Genomic DNA, 16,695 nt, shown 5'->3' on the forward strand with positions numbered 1-16,695 from the left:
AGTATTTCTCCGAATTCTGAGCGTGTCAGATCATGCTGAAGTAATTGCGATAGAAACCCGGAATGCTCCATTCCATCTCGGACAGCGGTCCCGGCACGAAGCGGTGGGAGTTCACGCCCTCCTGGTTGTGACGGATGATCCGCTCATCATCGAGCGACGTGACATGCCAGAGCCATGTAATGGCATCCTTGTTATAGTCCCGACCTTCTTCAGCATCGCCGCGCACATACCAGACGATCTGAATATCCGTTTCCTGCAGCGCGCGTGGGACGAACCGGTAGCCAACCACGTGATCTGCATAAACAAGGAAGTAGTTCAGCGTCCCGATCCCCAGATCGGTGGCACCGCCATCGTGACCTTTCAGTTCGCCCAAAGGCGGCGCCAGCGAAGCGCCATCCTTACTACCGGTCAAATAGCCGGGAAACAGCGGGTAGCGGCGCCAATAGACATCTGCACCCGGGGCGAGCGCGTTATCTCCGGTCAGGTCCAGCTCCTCAACGGGCACTCCGGCTTCTTTCATCCGCTCATGAAGTGCGCCGCTGAACTCCAGAACCTGAGCGGGGTCTTTCAACGAATGGCTGCGCGAATAGTCCTGATGAGACGGCGCGCAGTGGTAGCATTCCAGGTAATTCTCCAAAGCCAGTTTCCAATTTGCTGGAACTGGGTATGAGGCTTCATGAGCGACCTTCAGGTTTTCAAATTCGAACGGTTTTGACAGTGGGGCCAATTGCACCAACGCAGCATCTAGCGGCGGGGCGTCTTCATCTGCGCAGACAAAAATCAGACCTTGGAATATCTTCACCTGAACCGGGAGCAATCCGTATTGGCCCGGGTCGAAATTCGACCCCATTGAACGCCCGTTTCGTAGCTTGCCGTTCAGATCAAAAGTCCACGCATGATAGGGGCAGATGAAATTGCGTGCCTTGCCTTTCCGTTCAATGCAAACCCGCGATCCCCGGTGGCGGCAAACGTTCAGATGCGCGCGCACCTCACCTTCGCGATCCCGAACGATGATGATGGACTCGGGCCCATAGTCGAACAGGAAAAAGTCCCCCGGTTCTGCGACCTGACTAACATGGCCGACCCAGATCCAGTTACGGTTCCAGAACGCGCCGATATCGTTCTCGTATACTGCTTGAGACGTATAGAAGTGACGAGGCAGGGCGAACCCTTCCTGTTGCGCGTCCATCAAATCGCGCATTACTTGCAGGTCATCTTTTGGCATTGCGCACCTCATGCAGACTCAAGGGAAATGACTTCCCGGCGGAAGAATTCACGGTCGATGTCGTCCGCGTTACGTTCGAAATTCCGGGCAGCCATGTGACCCGAATATACAGCATCCGCGATCAAGCCGGGGTTTGCGGCATCTCCGATTAATTCCAACGTTTTCAGCGGACTTGCCGTCAAACCGCAAAGCTCGTCGTAAAGAGTGGTTTCTCGCATTCGCTGCGTCACCAGTACCACAGAGCTGCATTCAATGGAGTTCTCTCGCCCCGTGTAGACGCACTGCAATGTCGCCTGGCCGGGCGCGATACCGGCCAAGGTCTGGGACAGGTTCAGACGAACGCCTTTTTCCAACAGACTGCGTTGCACTTTAGTCTGCTCCAACGTCAATTCGGTAAACGGCGAAACTATTGAGGCCGGCGTTACAAAGACAACCTCTCGCCCAACCTGAGCCAAATGATCAGCCAAGACTCCACCGAGATAGGCTTGATCATCATCGTAGACCACAATCGGGCCGTCCTGCGGCATGACTCCGGCCACAATGTCATCCGGAGTGAAAATCTGAGAACCTAAACCGATTGATACACCGTGAAATGCAGATTTCCCGCGCCCGTCTCGCCGCCATTTTGCGCCGGTTGCAACAAAGACGTTCGGTATACCCAACTCGATGACCTCACTTGCTGACAAACGGCTGTCGGTGAACAGTTGAACGTTCCCGCGTTGTTGCAGGTCGTAGATTCTGTGATCTGTCACGCGCTTCCAAGCGGATAGCCCGGTCAGGGCAGCTTCCTGCATCACACGGCCGCCGAACTCTTGCTTTGCTTCCGCCAGAGTTACCTCGTAGCCCCGCCGCGCCAATTGCATGGCGCATTCAAGTCCGGCTGGTCCGCTGCCGACAACAAGCGCAGCTTCCTCGTTTACCCGACGCTCAATGATCTCAGGATGCCATTTCCTCCGCCACTCTTCACCCATAGTCGGGTTTTGAGTGCAGCGTATTGGGACGCCGAGAGAGTCGGATGAAACACAGATATTGCAACCGATACACTCACGTATTTCTTCGATGCGATCTTCCCTAATTTTGTTGGGCAGAAACGGATCGGCGATGGATGGTCGCGCCGCGCCGATAAAATCAAGGATGCCCTTCCTGACCAGTGACGCCATCAAGTCCGGCGACGTAAGGCGCCCGACGCCCACAACAGGCTTAGAAGTCACCTGTTTCACGAACTCGATATATGAGGTCTGAAAGCCGTCGCGGGGCTCGAACCGGGTCGTAGCAGAGTCGTTGCTCCAATCCGCCACATTAACATCCCAAAGGTCTGGAAGCTCGGCCAGCAATTCGACTACTGCACGGCCTTCTTCCTGCGCTTGCATCCCCTCTGACCCGAGCATTTCATCAACCGCGAACCGAAGGGCAATGGCGCAATCATCTCCGACCTCTTCCTTGGTTTCTTCCAGAAGCTCGCGGGTAAGTCGCACCCGGTTCTCCAACGAACCTCCATATTCATCCGTCCGATCATTGAACTGTGGCAGCAGAAAATGATGAGGCAATGTCATGTGATGCCCCGCATAGACATACACAATGTCGAACCCGGCTTCGCGCGAACGACGAGCCGCCGCGCGATGCCACTTGCGAAATTCTCGAATGTCAGCCTTGTCCATTGCCCTTGCCTGTTTCGGGTATGGAGTCTGCAAGACAAGTTCTGATGGGGCCAGCAGAGGCGCGCGGGTCAGGTGGTTTTGGGCATGGTGCCCGTTATGCGCCAATTGGATTGCCGCGAGCGAGCCCTTCTCATGAATTGAGTTGGTTATCAGACGCAGTGCGGGAATATCCTGATCGTCCCAAATTCGGTTTTCAGAATAAGGAGACAAATCCGAAGTCGGATGAATCTCGGCCTCCTGAGTAGACACCACTGCCCAACCGCCCTCGGCTTTCATCGCCCGCATGGCAGCTTCGGCCTGAGGTCGCAAATGACCCAAACCATTGCAGTGGGGCACCTGGTAGAACCGGTTTCGAGCCGTTACTGGCCCGATCTTGACCGGTTCGAAGAGAACAGAATACTCGTCAGCGCCTGACATTGCCGCGCTTCCTCCAAGGAAATTGGAAATTGGTTCGTGGGAATGGAAGGATTTCTACCTCCCCACCATTCCCGGGTGTGTTGTAAGAGTGCCCTTAGAAGCCAGCTTTAATGCGCTCGAATTCCTTCAACATCTTGGCCTCCAGCTCGGGGTTAACAGCGTCAAAGAACAGGCTGCCTTCAAAGAAGCTGTCCACATCCGAAAACCCGTAGGTTTCGATCAGCTCCGGGTCTGCCTGTGCAAAAGCGTCTTCATTGGCGTGGGCATAACCCCAGCTTTCAATGATGTATTTACCGCTTGCCGCAGAGCTGAGCGCGTTCAGCATGTCATAGACTTGCTCATCCGACTGCTTGGCAGATTTCAGATGCACATAGCCGCAGACCCAAGTCGCGATACCTTTGTCTACATCACGCATCATGACCGCTGGCGTTTCGTTCCAGATCAGGTTCAGTTCCGATTGGTTCCATCCCCAACCCAGCGTGACCTCACCGCTGGCAATTGCCTGATCCAGTTGGCCGGCGTCAGACCAATAAAAGCGCACGTTCGGATGAATCGCGCGCAGGTAGTCCGCCGCTTTTTGGAATTCCTCGTCACTCATATCGGTATAGCTGGAGGCGCCGGTTGCCAATGCCGCCATTGCAAAGGCACTGGAAGCGGCGTCCGGAATGGCGACTTTGCCCTGATATGCAGGATCGGCAAGCAATTGCAGCGAAACGTCATCTGCCGAAATCATATCTGTTCGATAGATAAGACCAGTATTGCCCCATTCGAACGGAACCATGTAGGTCTGCCCATCAATGGTGATGCCATCGACCTCTTTGATCTTGGGCATCAGCTTGTCCCAGTTTTCCAGCTTGCTGGTGTCAATCGGCTTGATCATGTCTGCCGCTACCCACTTTCTCAGGGCATCCGTGCAGGGATGGGCCAAATCAGCTTCAAAACCGGACTGAAGCTTTGTGAACGCTTCTTCCACGCTGCCAAAATAGGTGTAGCTAGGCGCGCCGCCGTATTTTTCGACATAGTCGCCGTAAAAGCCCTGATCCTCATATCCGGACCAGTCAAAAACGGTCAGATCAGCGGCGTTCGCCAGAGTTTGGCTGGCGGCAAAGGTGGCAACTACTGCTGCCATAAGTGATGCTGTTTTATTCATTTGTCTCCTCCCAAAGATTCACGTTTACCCAAGTCAATCACCGAGGCGCTTTGAACGCCAAGCCAGACGGTATCGCCGCGCGTGTGATCGACCGTGTGAAAGTAGTTTGGTACTGCGACGGCGATGCTTTCGGGCAATCCGTCGATGCGCACATAATAATGGACGCTCTCACCATAGAAGGCGACGTCCGTTACCAAGCCTTGAACATAGGCGTCGTAGCCTTCCGGTTTTTCTGCGCTGATCTCCAATTGTTCGGGCCGAACGCCGACCAGAAGCTCCTTATCGTGCACCTGAACGTTGGGGTTCACCCCGATTGTCATCTGCCCAAATCCTTGAACATTAACCTCCAGCGATTCAGAGTTCTCAGCTGTCACCTCGGCATCCAGAAAGTTCATTCCGCCGATGAAAGAGGCCACTTCACGGTTGCAAGGCTGGGAATACAGGACCTCTGGCTTATCCACCTGCTTGAGCTGCCCCGCAAACATGACGCCTATACGGTCGGACATAGTCATCGCCTCGTATTGGTCATGCGTGACCATTACAAAAGTTATTCCAAGCTTCTGCTGAAGACGGCGCATTTCCAATTGCATCGCTTCGCGCAGATTTTTGTCCAACGCAGATAAAGGCTCATCTAGCAGTAAAACCTTGGGTCGCATGACGAGCGCGCGGGCGAGCGCTACTCGTTGCCGCTGACCTCCCGACAACTCGTTGGCCTTACGGTCCTGCAGGCCGCCCAGTTCAACCATCTCAAGCGCCTCGGCAACGCGTTCTTTAATTTCCTTCCGCGAAAGCTTGGTCTTGCGTAATCCGAAGCCAACATTGTCGCCGACATTCAGGTGCGGAAAGATCGCATAACTTTGGAACACCATATTGGTGGGACGCTTGTTGGCAGGCACCTCTCCCATCGTTCGACCATCGATCCGGATCTCGCCTTCTTCGTGATCTTGAAAACCCGCGATGATGCGCAAAGCCGTCGTCTTGCCGCAGCCCGAAGGGCCAAGCAGCGAAAAGAACTCACCCTCTTTCAAGGTCAGGTTCAGATCGGACACAGCCACAAAGGAACCAAAGCGTTTTTCGACGCCCTGAATTTCGATGATGTTCTGTTCGCTCATCTTATTCGTTTCCTTTGGCTTCAATCTGACGATTGGATGGAACGGCGGCGGAAATATTCGGCGATCAACAACAGCAGCACCGAGGACAGCAAAAGCAGCGATCCTAGGGCCAACGTGTTGGGCAATTTTGCCGGGAAGCGGATCTGGCTCCAGATATAGACCGGCAATGTCGGGCTGTTCCCGGATAGGAAAAAGGCCAGGACAAATTCATCAAACGACACGGTGAATGTCACCAGCATGCTGGCGATGATGCCGGGCGCAACAATAGGCAGAGTGACACGCCGAAAGGTTCCCACAACGCTTTCGCCGAGATCGAAGGCAGCCTCTTCCAACGACTGGTCGAAGTCGTCAAAGGCCGATTTCATGATCGATACGGAAAAGGGCAAAGCCACGAACACATGCCCAAGAATCACGGTTGTCAGTGAAGGTTTCAACCCGACGCTGATGAACAGTACCAGCATCGAACTGGCGACAATGATACCGGGCACGACCAGCGGGAGCATGACCAGACCTTCGGAGAATTCCCGTCCTTTGAAACGGTACCGGACATAGGCGCGCGCGGCGAACAGGCCCAGAGACGTCGCCATCAAGGCAGTCACACTGCCGACGATCAGCGAATTGACCATCGCCTGCAGCAACGTGTCTTGCTGACCTAACTGCGCGTACCACTTCAACGTGAACCCCTTTAGCGGGAAAGCCACGATGGTTCCGTCATTAAATGAAAACAGCGGCAAGAGCAGAACTGGCAGGTACAAAAACACCAGATAGGCGATCGCGTAAACAAGCAACCATGGGATACGAATAGCCTTGGTCATCTGATCCTCCGCCCCAGTGCGGTGACGACCACCACAAACAGGATTGCGACGCAACCGACCGAAAGCATGGCAAGCAGAGACAGGGTTGCACCCAATGGCCAATTATTGGCCGCGCCAAACTGAACCTGGATCAAATTGGCCACCATTTTTCCCTGCGAACCGCCGACCAAGGCTGGCGTGACATAGTCGCCAACCGTGGGGATGAAAATGATCAAGCAAGCGGCGATGATCCCTGGCACCGTCAGGGGCAAAGTTACGCGCACAAACCGTTCCAACTTGCTGCACCCTAAATCGGTTGCGGCCTCCAAGAGGCTGCGGTCGATCTTTTGCAGCGACACATAAATCGGCAGGATCGCAAACGGCGCCCAGGCATGTGCAAGTGTAAGGACAACAGCGAATTCATTGTAGAGCAGGAATGTAAGCGGCTCCTGTATCAGCCCCAGCGAAATCAATGCTGAGTTCATCACCCCATTGAAGCCAAGGATCAATTTCCAGCTGAACACCCGCAGCAGGTAGCTGCTCCAAAACGGGATGGTAATCAGCAATAGCCAGAGGGTTTTTTTCTGCGTCCGAAACGCGATGAAGTAGGCAATCGGATAGGCCAAGCCGACCGTCGCCAATGTCACCGCGCCTGCAATTGCGACCGAACGGAACATTAGGTGTCGAACCAATGGGTCGGTAAACGCCTCTTGGTAGTTTGCCCAAGTCAAGGTCCGGTCGATCTCGACATAGTTCTGGGTCCAAAAACTGTATGCGACGAGAATGCAAAGCGGCACGGCGACAAGCAGACCGACGTAGAGCGTCGCAGGTGCGCTCAGTGCGAGGCCCTTGCCCGTTTCACTTCGTAGTACTCCGGCCATGCTTCCCTGCTGAACTTTGCTTTTTTGGTGGCGCGACCATGTCGATCACAAAATGGACAATCGTCCATTTAAATCTGGAATTTTTGGACTAGTTGTGTCAACTGATAAATTCGCAACCGGGGATGGCCAATTTCACACTGGCCGTTAGAAGGCACCGCAAGAGACTGAAAACAAACAGAGCCGCCTGATCCAATGACTGGAAGACGACAAGAAATACGCGAGCGAAACCGCCTTTCCCTGATCGAGGCAGTACTCGACTCGGTCGCAGAAAAAGGGATTTCCGAAACCTCCGTTAGTGAAATCATTCAACGCGCCGAGTTGTCCCGTGGCATGATTCATCTTCATTTCGGCGGCAAGGACAACTTGGTTGACGAAGCCGCCCGCTACTCCTCCGAACAATACTACAACGGAATTTATGACTTGTTGGAAACGACCGGGCAAACCGGACAGGAACATATTGAGATGATTGTTCGGGGCGACTTAAGTGAAACCATTCTCAATAAGAAAAACGTTTCCATTTGGTACGCGTTTCGAGGCGAGGCCCGAAATAGAACAGCAATCGCTGCGTTTTCAGATACCCGCGACGCTAAGCTTCGGAACCTAGTTTTCAACGCTTTCGCTCGAATTGCGAAAGAAGCCGGGACCGAACGCCCTAATCAAGTTGCTAGGGACGCTACACACGGCACACTCGCAATGCTGGAAGGCATGTGGACCGATTACCTACTCCACCCGGATTCATTTGACCGCGACGAAGCAATGAGAATCGTTTTTCGATTCCTGCGGGCAATGTTCCCGAAGCATTTTGACCTAAGCGGCGCTTTGTTGTTTGAGTAGAGCTTGAGATAGGTTTTCTATCTGGCTGCTTTAGAAGTGGACAATACCCATCTTCCAGTCAACATGATGTAAGCGCACATTGGACGCAAAAAGTACAATTGAAGAAGTTGCCAAGTGCTGTCAGAAAAATTCAGAACCAGTCTCGGTTTGCTGCGAAAACCGCGTACCTATCCGGAACAAAGTTGACGCCACTCGCTAAGAGCGGCGCTGCGTGTCAATTTGAAGGTGTCTCGGCTGGCTAGCGATCTTTCCTGATTGAAGTGGTTGTAGACGGACGAGTGGAAGGAAGCGAATTTCTGTAAACTTCGCATGCGCCTGAAACGCTGCATCGCGCGTTCTCTTCGTCGGAAAGGCAGGTGCGAATTCTCAACGCGGTTGTTGAGCCACCTGCCCGTCTGCTGTTTTTTGGTAGCACCAAGCTCTCTGAAAGCGGCCCGATACGATGCGAAGCGATCCGTGACGACGGCTTCCGCCTTACCGTGTCGCTTCATTAATTTCTTGAGGAATTTCAGTGCTGCAGCTTTGTTTCGGCGTTTGGTAACAACGGCTTCCAGTACCTCGCCTTCGTGATCAACGGCCCGCCAAAGATAATGCCGCTTGCCATTCACCTTCACGAAAACCTCGTCCACATGCCATTTCCATTTGCAGTATGCACTCAATTGCTAAAGACGCTTTCTTCGGATCTCAGAAGCAAACACCGGGCCAAACCTGTTCCACCAATATCGGACAGTTTCGTGACTCACATCGATGCCTCTCTCGTGCAACATGTCTTCGACATTCCGAAGCGACAGCGGGAAACGGATGTACAGCATCATCGCAAGGCGGATGACCTCGGGGCTGGTTTTGAAGTACTTGAAGGAGGCAGGCCTGGTCATGGGTAAAAGCTACGCAACCACCCTACCCCGCTCAAGCAAAGTTCTTCTGACAAGACCTAATGAACGTCTAAGACTCCAAAGCGGTAACGTGTACCATCGAGTTCGAATCCTAGTTCATATCGGGCTGCAACTGTTGAGATATCAACAAGCTCGAAAGCGCCTTCAATGAGCGTGAGAAAATCTCCCGGCAGTCTTTTTGAACCTATTTCAAGTGAAAACCGATACAAAGCCCCCCCACTAACATTCTCCACGCTGGATACCTCCAGACTTCCGAATTTAAGAATCCCGTTTTCCACAACCACAGAGACTCTCTTTCTCAAAAGCCCCGCGTTTTCGTAGACTAGGACCTCAACTTCCTGAATCGCCAAGTCAATGGGCAAAATTCTTAAGGCAGGTGGCCGGTTTTGTTCCAGCGCAATCTCGCCTTCCTTCACTTTCTGGTATGCCGAATTTGCCGATAGTTTTTTGTTTTCCTCACATGTGCTGTCGTTTATGAGCGCCATCAAAAGCTCAACACTTCTTGGTTTCATTTCTCGAAACTCACTGTCTCCTTTCGCGCTGGAAATCCCTCGAGAACCCAGCAGGATTTCAATACAATCAGAAACCATTGCAGTTACTTGAACCAATAATTCAGCGACCTGCTCCTCTACGTCAGGTATCGTGAGAGCCCCAATCTCCGTTGCGTACTGAATTTTTCGTTAATTTCTCCGGGCTTCGGTGAGGCACACACAACTGAGATGTCTAGCTTTTCAAGAGCAAAGACTTTCGGATGCTCTGAAACATCTGTTCACCTTCCAGCCGCCTTCTTTCTAACGCGCTGATTTGAAGAAGTATTTCTTCCATCGTTGACCCAAAGATACAGTTTTAGTTCGCGCAATCGCTTTATCTGAGTTCTTCCAAATGACAACGTTGCACTCAAAACATGAAGTCAATTTAGCCTGAAGGAACGGCATCGGGTATGTCCAATTTGTGCCGAAAAATTGACTGCTAGCGCGGATTGAAAAATCACAAAATTCGGGAACGTCGTAGCTTGGAGATGGACCCAATCGGGTTAGCAAGACTTGAATTCACAACGCCACAAGGAGCCACAGTAGTCATAGAATTTACAGTCACCGGTTCCCAAGCGTCATTCTGCCCGCTTTTATTTGGTTTAGTTTTGGATTAATTTTTTTACTTCTGGTTTCAAATTGGTTTAGTGTAGCATTTTGTCGCAGACTATTGAAACTTGTCTGCGGTGAACAAGCACGGTCGGGAACCAAGCAAGGTTGGGAACATGGAAGAGCAACTAGCAGAACTGGCGGCCAAGGTCGCGGAACTGGAAGCATCGACTTCTGTAACGAACACGATGTTTGCAGAAACCTACTATTACCTCACGATACCATTGATGGTCATCATCCATGCCGGGTTTTTGGCATATGAGATGGGCGCATCGCGCCAAAAAAACGTGCTTGCTTCGGGAATAAAAAACATTCTCGCCTTTGCGTTCATGATGCCCACCTTCTACTTCTTCGGGTGGTGGGTCTACTGGGGCTTCCCAACCGGGATCACTTTCTCCGAAGGTGCCATGGGGATCTCCGGCGCCACATACGCGTCGTTCGCTTGGCCATGGTCCGATAGTGCTGGCCCCAACCTGGACGATCAGTCAACCGGTGTGTTCTGGGGCGCATTCGCTTTGTTCGCGGCAACCACAGCATCGATCTTCTCGGGCGCGGTTATCGAACGGATCCAAGTCGTGGGATTTGTAATCCTTGCAGTCGTTCTGGGCTCTTTCGCGTGGGTTGTCGCTGCGGCTTGGGGCTGGCACGCAGACGGTTGGTTGGTCACCCAATGGGGTGTACACGACTTTGGCGCGGCAGGGTTGGTTCACGCAGTGGCAGGTTTCTTTGCTCTTGGTGTGCTCATCAACCTCGGTCCGAGAATTGGAAAATTCAATAAGGATGGAACGGCCAACCATATCGGCGGTCACAACATGCCATTCACAGTTACAGGCCTGATGCTGATCATCGTTGGCTTCTGGGGGTTCTTGATGGCCTGCGTAATCGTTCCAGGTGAAGCCTGGAGTTGGTATGCTGATAAAGCCACCACCATCTACGGCACGCCAATGACACTGAGCTCGTTAGCATTCAACATTTTGATGGGCATGTCAGGCGGGATCATTGGTGCATGGGCCATCGCTAGGGACCCCTTCTTCATGATGTCAGGCGCCCTCGCAGGCATCATCGCCACCGCCTCAGGCTTGGATGTATATGACCCGTCCCTGGCGTTTGTGATGGGCTTTGCTGGCGGTGCTCTGCTCAAGCCTTGCTATACTTGGCTGGAGAACCGGGGCATCGACGACGCTGTCGGAGCGGTCACCGTTCACGGCACCATTGGCCTGTTCGGTCTCATCATGTTTGGCATCTGGGGTGCAGGACTGCCTGCAATTCAAGGAGACGACGTAGCGACCGTTTCGCTGCTTGGCCAAATAGTCGGCGCCGTGGTCTTTTTCCTTGTGGGTTTCGTGCCCGGGTACGTCATCAGTTGGGTGCTCAACAAATTGGGAATGCTGCGCGTAACTGAGGAGGCCGAGATAGCGGGCCTCGACCTAACGAAAGTGCCAATGCAGGCGTACCCCGAAGGTATTACACCTTCGGCCAACCCTGCCGAGTAATGTCTATAATAGGGAGACGAAGTAATGGGATTTAGCCTAGCAAACGTGGACGAAATGAACGGTCCGATCTTTATGGGTGCTGGAGGTTCCACACCGATGCTCTGGTTCGTACTTGCGGTTCTAATTTGCTTGTTTGCCTTGTGGAGCGGGCAAAGGCACGAACATGATGCCTACAAAAGATTAAAGGAATAAACGCAACCTAGCTAAACGGAGGGCCGCACGAAATGTGCGGCCCTTTCTGATTGGGTACCAATGGATCGAACTCTTCCCTTTCTTGACCTCAAGAAGCCGGGGTTTTCCACAAGGTCTTCGGAAGTACATGCCGCGCGTGAAGCATCTTGGTGCGCTCAGACGCCGTTCGGCTATGCAGTTCTTCGGCACCGAGAAGCCGGTGTGATTTTGCGAGACCGTAGGTTCCGTCAAGGCAGCCATGCTTGGCCAGAAACGGTTGGTCTTGAAGGCAGTTTTGCAGAGTTCTGGAAACGCAGTGTCATCTCGCTGGAGGGTGACGACCATGCCGCGTTACGGAAAATCGCTCAGAATGCGCTTGCAAAGGAACACATCCTCGCACTGGAACCCACATTCACTAAAATCGCTGAAGCACTGTGTGAATCCTTACGGGGATCGGGTCCCTTTGAAATAATCGATCGCTTCACCGAGCCGTTCGCAGGACAGGCTATAACGGCGCTTCTGGGACTACCGATGCATATGTCTGAACGACTTGCGGCAGATGCAACGTGTCTTGGGCTTGCGATGGGTCCGGAAGCAGTCCGCTACCAAACAGATGTCAACACATCGGTAGATCGGTTAACGGAACTGGCAATTAGACTAATCGATGCACCGCCGCGCGGCAGTTTTGTATCTCGCCTAATGTCAGAAGAATACGGAGATCGTCAGGCAATAGTTGATCTGACCGTGATTTCCATCTTTGGTGGAGTGGATACCACCCGCGCGCAATTGGCATTCGCTGCACATCTGTTCTCGCTACATCCGGAGCAGTGGGCCTGGCTACGGAACAACCCGCAAGCGGTTTCAGATGCCGTCGACGAGGTAATCAGAATGCGCCCTACAACGACTTGGGCGACCCGCGAAGCCTTGGAGGATGTCACTATTGGTGATGTCACAATTCGTTCGGGTGAAACCGTACACATTTTAGTACATGCTTCTGCGACTGACCCGAAAACTGGTCACAATGGCCAATTCGATGTTCGCGTCCGCCGAAAGCCGCATTTTGGTTTTGGAGGGGGCGCACACCATTGTCTTGGACACTTGGTCGCAAGAACAGATATGATGGCGGCGCTGAACGTCTGGTTGCGTCACTGGGAAACTATTGAACTTGTGGAAGAACCGGTTTTTTTGCCTGACAGCGGCAATACCAGCCCGCAACGGATGTCCGTCTTACCCAAGTGGGCGAACTAGCGGTTTGCGTTTCTGTCCTCACTTCGATCTAACCAGTGACGGTACCACAGATCAACTGGACGCAAGAAATGAGGCCGACCACCACGATGGAACCAACGCGAAGAAAGAGTCGTTTGCGAAAATGCCGTTTCACCGTCTAGCGCACCTACGGTGCGTAGCGCTGCCTTGCGACCTAGCCATGGGGCCAAAACAGTTCCGCCGCCGGAGTATCCCATAGCATAGTGAATACCGTTTCGCTCGCCGACATGTGGTAACTGGCCAAAGGAAAAACCCGTGTTACCGGTCCATACATGGGATAATCGAACCTCCCGTAGTTTTGGCCATATCTCCACCATTTTTCTGTGCAGGCGGCGCGCGGCTGTAGAAAGGTCGATATCCACCAAAGCTGCGCGACCACCAAACAAAAAACGGGATCCGTCAGGGGACACCCGGAAGTAGCAGTGGTGTCTTCTTGTTTCTACCAACATGCGGCGACCGGGTGCTAGCGCCTGCAATATCTCAGGCGCCAACGCTTCTGTTGCTATGACAAAACTCGGCACTGGAAAGACACGACGGTTGAACCATTTGAACTGCCAACCTGTATAGCCATTGGTTGCGAGGATAATTTTGTCGACGGAGATGCTCCCTTGCGGTGTTGAAACCCGCCAAGTTGCTCCTGCCTTTTGAATATCTACCGCCGGGCAATTCGAAAGGACAGGAACGCCCCGGCGGGATGCAGCACTCAACAAACCGAGCAGATACTTCGCAGGATGTAACGCGCCGTGTGTTGGGAACAGGATCGCTCCCTTATAGAGCGGCGTCACTATATTGCTCGGCAACTCATCGCGGCTCAGAATCATACACGGCCCACCGCCTTTTTCCGAAACCTGCTTAGCCAACCTTTGTTGCGCCGCGAACTGGCCCGAAGTGTAGGCCAATTGAATGCGCCCGCATTCTTCGTAGTCACAACTAATTTGCTCTTTATTTAACAGGTCTTTGACCCACCTCAGCGCATCTGAAGCCTCCGAGAACAGAGCGTCAGCGACCAGCGGGCCATAGCGTTTTGCCAACGTGTCCCAGCCGACACGCGGGTGGGCTCCTAGCATACCTCCGTTTCGGGTCGAAGCACCCTGTCCTGGCTGACCGCTGTCTATGACCAAAACCCGAGCGCCTGCATCATGCGCCGCAATGGCCGCAGACAATCCAGTGTATCCGGCACCAATTACAAGAACATCCGTTTTCTTTGGTAGCCTGCCTTCAGGAGAGGGCCACGCTACACCATCCCACCAATAAGGACGCCCCGGAACAGCATCCTGTGTGAACAGGTTCAACCGTAGTTACCTTTAACCCGCTCTTTTTCGGGGTCGAAATGAGGGAACGTTACAACACGAGCCTTCAATCGCTTTTGCTGGCCGTCAAGCTGGCCGATTTGGATTTCGGTTCCGATCTCGGAATGTGCAGTTGCAACTCGGCCAAGTGCGATCACCTTTCCAAGTACCGGCGACTTAACGGCAGAGGTGATTTCGCCGACTTGCGCCTTGCCAATCCGAACGCAATCGCCGGGCGAGGGCACCGTCCCTCCTTCGATCTCAAATCCGACAAGTTTTCGGTGCGGATGCGCTTTGCGCTCTTCCAATGCAGCGCGACCAATAAAGTCATCTTCCTTTGACTTCAGTGGCACTGTAAAGCCGATACCGGCTTCAAACGGGTCAGTCGTGTCGTCAAATTCGCTTCCTGCGAAAATGAGTCCTGCTTCGATCCGCATCATGTCCAGCGCAGCCAGGCCCAACGGCGCGAGATCATATTCCCGACCGGCTTCCCAGACAGCGTCGAACACCTCGACCGCATCCTTTGGATGGCAGAAAATTTCGTAGCCCAACTCACCTGAATAACCGGTTCTGGAAATCACAACCGCAGTTCCGGAGTAGTCGCCAATGCGTGCGATTGTCATGCGGAACCAGGGCAGTTCCTCTACGGATGGTTGGGTTGGCGGCGTCCAAAAGACTTTCGTAAGTATGTCCCGGGAATGGCGCCCCTGCACAGCAATGTTGTGAAGCTGATCTGTTGATGGCCGCACCCAGGCGTTCAGACCCCGCTTGGCGGCCTGTTCCTTGAGCCACAACCCACTTGTGTCGTTGCCCCCTATCCAACGGAAATTGTTGTCCCCCAAACGATAGATCGTTCCATCGTCAATCATCCCGCCGTGCTCGTAACACATGGCGGTGTAACTGACCTGCCCGACACTAATTTTCTTGACGTTCCGCGTAACGCCGGCCTGCATCAGCTCTTCTGCGTCTGGCCCCGTCACTTCGTATTTCCGCAGTGGCGACAGATCCATGACAGCTGCTTTTTCACGCACTGCCCAATACTCTGCAATGCTTCCAAGCTTGGGGATCGTGTTTGCAAGCCAGTAACCATTATATTCTACGAAGTCTTCGGTGTGGCGTGCAAAGCACTCATGGAACGCGGTTTTCTTTGTCTCTTCCACATCCGCCTCCGCAGATTTTCTATAGCCAACGGATCTCTTGAAATCCTCGGTGGCTCTGTATGTGCGGACCTGGATATCCGTCGGGTTCCATCCATTTGCCGGATCGACATCGCATGGGCACGCGGTGCTTACGCAAACCAGATCAGACAATGCTCTGAGCAACACAAAATCGCCGGGCCGCGACCAGGGATCGTCCATCCCTATCGCGTTTGTATCGTCGAGCATCGTGTTGAAGAAGAAATTGATCGCTGGCCAGCCTCCGCGCGGCCGAATGTTGAATCTGGCCAGATCCGCGTTCATGTTTTCCGAGCAATTGATATGCCCTGGGTAGCCGAGATCCTCATAGTAGCGAGCGGTACAAGCGAGACCAAACGTGTCGTGACGTCCGCAGGTGTCCTGTACGATCTCAACCAGCGGCTCCTGATCAACGGACCAGTATTTCGAGAAAATTCCCGGGTTGGGGTAGAGGCTTCCCATTAAGCTACGGGTTGTAGTCGGGTCTATCTCGCGCTCAAGGCCGTTGTCGAGCGCCCGCAACGAAAAGGCCTGAAAGTCAGAACATTCCCTGCCCTTCACGTCCAAAATTTGGATGTACTCACCTTTTTTGACTTCGTAGGCCGACGCGTGCCCTGGTTGGATGTTAAGGTCCTGCAAGGGATCGGCCAGCGGATCGGGTGGTCCGACCGTTTCTTTGGCCTGTTTTGGGTCGGCTCGGCGGATGTACAAGACAAGTTCGGTCGTTGCGTTCTGGGCCTCTGGGCTCATCGGCTTGCCCGGAGCTGCGCAGATCAATAAACCATCGCATTCCGCGGTAAAGCTTGTCGTATCCCCGGGCTTTGATCCTTCGGAAAAAACACTTACCGCATCCCCAGTTTCAATGTTGAACCCTGATGCTGCGAGCGCTTTGAGCACATTTGCACCGGAGCGTGAACCATTTGCCAGCGTTTCAATCGTTGAGATGGGCCGTCCCTTGCCGATGGCCCCAAGCATCGCCGCATCCGAAGTTCGGTCGGGTGCAAAAAACACCAGTTCTCCTTGCTGGAGACCTTCTTTGTCGACGATGCTAATCTCGTCGCCGCGAAAGACCGGAACCGCTCGTGATCCGCCTCCTGGAACAGGATGTCGCTCAACACCATGTGGCAATATCGGGAGACCCGGTGAGACAATCCCACGTCTTTCCCAAGGATGCTCGATAAACTCTGGCTTGTTCATA

At 53.4% G+C, this 16,695-nt stretch carries 12 protein-coding genes and 1 pseudogene; 3 read left to right on the forward strand and 10 right to left on the reverse strand.

From position 1 onward, the window contains the following. Window positions 1–25 precede the first annotated feature (25 nt). From ACR0JF_RS02435 to ACR0JF_RS02460, 6 genes are all read right to left on the reverse strand, one after another. Window positions 26–1,225: an aromatic ring-hydroxylating dioxygenase subunit alpha gene (locus ACR0JF_RS02435; protein ID WP_170660087.1), complete on the reverse strand. Its 1,200-nt coding sequence runs from the start codon at window positions 1,223–1,225 to the stop codon at window positions 26–28. Between the two features lie 8 nt (window positions 1,226–1,233). Further along, entirely contained in the window at window positions 1,234–3,300 is a 2,067-nt protein-coding gene (locus ACR0JF_RS02440; RefSeq protein ID WP_170660088.1) for an oxidoreductase, read from the reverse strand. Window positions 3,301–3,394: 94 nt separating this feature from the next. Next, the gene (locus tag ACR0JF_RS02445; protein ID WP_170565520.1) at window positions 3,395–4,450 is read right to left on the reverse strand and encodes an ABC transporter substrate-binding protein; all 1,056 of its coding nucleotides are present in this window, start codon (window positions 4,448–4,450) and stop codon (window positions 3,395–3,397) included. Beyond that, the gene (locus ACR0JF_RS02450) at window positions 4,447–5,562 is read right to left on the reverse strand and encodes an ABC transporter ATP-binding protein (protein WP_170660089.1); all 1,116 of its coding nucleotides are present in this window, start codon (window positions 5,560–5,562) and stop codon (window positions 4,447–4,449) included. Before ACR0JF_RS02450 ends, ACR0JF_RS02445 begins: the two co-directional genes overlap by 4 nt. Window positions 5,563–5,582: 20 nt before the next feature. Further along, a complete protein-coding gene (locus ACR0JF_RS02455; RefSeq protein WP_170660090.1) occupies window positions 5,583–6,377 on the reverse strand; it encodes an ABC transporter permease in 795 nt (264 codons plus the stop codon). After that, the gene (locus tag ACR0JF_RS02460) at window positions 6,374–7,237 is read right to left on the reverse strand and encodes an ABC transporter permease (RefSeq protein WP_170660091.1); all 864 of its coding nucleotides are present in this window, start codon (window positions 7,235–7,237) and stop codon (window positions 6,374–6,376) included. The genes ACR0JF_RS02455 and ACR0JF_RS02460 overlap by 4 nt, the downstream gene beginning before the upstream one ends. A 192-nt stretch (window positions 7,238–7,429) precedes the next feature. On the opposite strand from ACR0JF_RS02460, the gene ACR0JF_RS02465 reads away from it, so the two are divergent. Next, window positions 7,430–8,071, forward strand: coding sequence for a TetR family transcriptional regulator C-terminal domain-containing protein (locus ACR0JF_RS02465; protein WP_170660092.1), 642 nt, complete (start codon window positions 7,430–7,432; stop codon window positions 8,069–8,071). A 167-nt stretch (window positions 8,072–8,238) separates the two neighbouring features. On the opposite strand, the pseudogene ACR0JF_RS02470 reads toward ACR0JF_RS02465, so the two are convergent. After that, window positions 8,239–8,946, reverse strand: a pseudogene (locus tag ACR0JF_RS02470) (IS6 family transposase). A gap of 56 nt (window positions 8,947–9,002) precedes the next feature. Next, the gene (locus ACR0JF_RS02475; RefSeq protein ID WP_480668873.1) at window positions 9,003–9,572 is read right to left on the reverse strand and encodes a hypothetical protein; all 570 of its coding nucleotides are present in this window, start codon (window positions 9,570–9,572) and stop codon (window positions 9,003–9,005) included. A 647-nt stretch (window positions 9,573–10,219) separates the two neighbouring features. On the opposite strand from ACR0JF_RS02475, the gene ACR0JF_RS02480 reads away from it, so the two are divergent. Both ACR0JF_RS02480 and ACR0JF_RS02485 read left to right on the forward strand, forming a co-directional pair. Next, window positions 10,220–11,596: an ammonium transporter family protein gene (locus ACR0JF_RS02480; RefSeq protein WP_170660295.1), complete on the forward strand. Its 1,377-nt coding sequence runs from the start codon at window positions 10,220–10,222 to the stop codon at window positions 11,594–11,596. A 252-nt stretch (window positions 11,597–11,848) separates the two neighbouring features. Then, window positions 11,849–13,015: a cytochrome P450 gene (locus ACR0JF_RS02485; protein WP_170660094.1), complete on the forward strand. Its 1,167-nt coding sequence runs from the start codon at window positions 11,849–11,851 to the stop codon at window positions 13,013–13,015. Here the strand turns inward: ACR0JF_RS02485 and ACR0JF_RS02490 are convergent. Together ACR0JF_RS02490 and ACR0JF_RS02495 are read right to left on the reverse strand one after the other, a co-directional pair. Continuing rightward, window positions 13,012–14,325 carry an NAD(P)/FAD-dependent oxidoreductase gene (locus tag ACR0JF_RS02490; RefSeq protein WP_170660095.1) on the reverse strand — a complete coding sequence of 438 codons (1,314 nt, stop codon included), beginning with the start codon at window positions 14,323–14,325 and terminating at the stop codon, window positions 13,012–13,014. The genes ACR0JF_RS02485 and ACR0JF_RS02490 overlap by 4 nt on opposite strands. Continuing rightward, on the reverse strand, window positions 14,322–16,694 hold the full coding sequence (locus tag ACR0JF_RS02495) for a trimethylamine N-oxide demethylase (RefSeq protein ID WP_170660096.1): 2,373 nt from the start codon (window positions 16,692–16,694) through the stop codon (window positions 14,322–14,324). The genes ACR0JF_RS02490 and ACR0JF_RS02495 overlap by 4 nt, the downstream gene beginning before the upstream one ends. Window position 16,695: the final 1 nt, after the last annotated feature.

Source organism: Ruegeria sp. BG11 (genome assembly GCF_056538565.1).

Excerpts from the sequence above, each read along its gene's own strand:
- ACR0JF_RS02480 (WP_170660295.1), top strand. The coding sequence starts at position 10,220 with ATGGAAGAGCAACTAGCAGAACTGGCGGCCAAGGTCGCGGAACTGGAA.
- ACR0JF_RS02440 (WP_170660088.1), bottom strand. The coding sequence starts at position 3,300 with ATGTCAGGCGCTGACGAGTATTCTGTTCTCTTCGAACCGGTCAAGATC.
- ACR0JF_RS02435 (WP_170660087.1), bottom strand. The coding sequence starts at position 1,225 with ATGCCAAAAGATGACCTGCAAGTAATGCGCGATTTGATGGACGCGCAA.
- ACR0JF_RS02495 (WP_170660096.1), bottom strand. The coding sequence starts at position 16,694 with ATGAACAAGCCAGAGTTTATCGAGCATCCTTGGGAAAGACGTGGGATT.
- ACR0JF_RS02460 (WP_170660091.1), bottom strand. The coding sequence starts at position 7,237 with ATGGCCGGAGTACTACGAAGTGAAACGGGCAAGGGCCTCGCACTGAGC.
- ACR0JF_RS02465 (WP_170660092.1), top strand. The coding sequence starts at position 7,430 with ATGACTGGAAGACGACAAGAAATACGCGAGCGAAACCGCCTTTCCCTG.
- ACR0JF_RS02445 (WP_170565520.1), bottom strand. The coding sequence starts at position 4,450 with ATGAATAAAACAGCATCACTTATGGCAGCAGTAGTTGCCACCTTTGCC.
- ACR0JF_RS02485 (WP_170660094.1), top strand. The coding sequence starts at position 11,849 with ATGGATCGAACTCTTCCCTTTCTTGACCTCAAGAAGCCGGGGTTTTCC.
- ACR0JF_RS02450 (WP_170660089.1), bottom strand. The coding sequence starts at position 5,562 with ATGAGCGAACAGAACATCATCGAAATTCAGGGCGTCGAAAAACGCTTT.
- ACR0JF_RS02455 (WP_170660090.1), bottom strand. The coding sequence starts at position 6,377 with ATGACCAAGGCTATTCGTATCCCATGGTTGCTTGTTTACGCGATCGCC.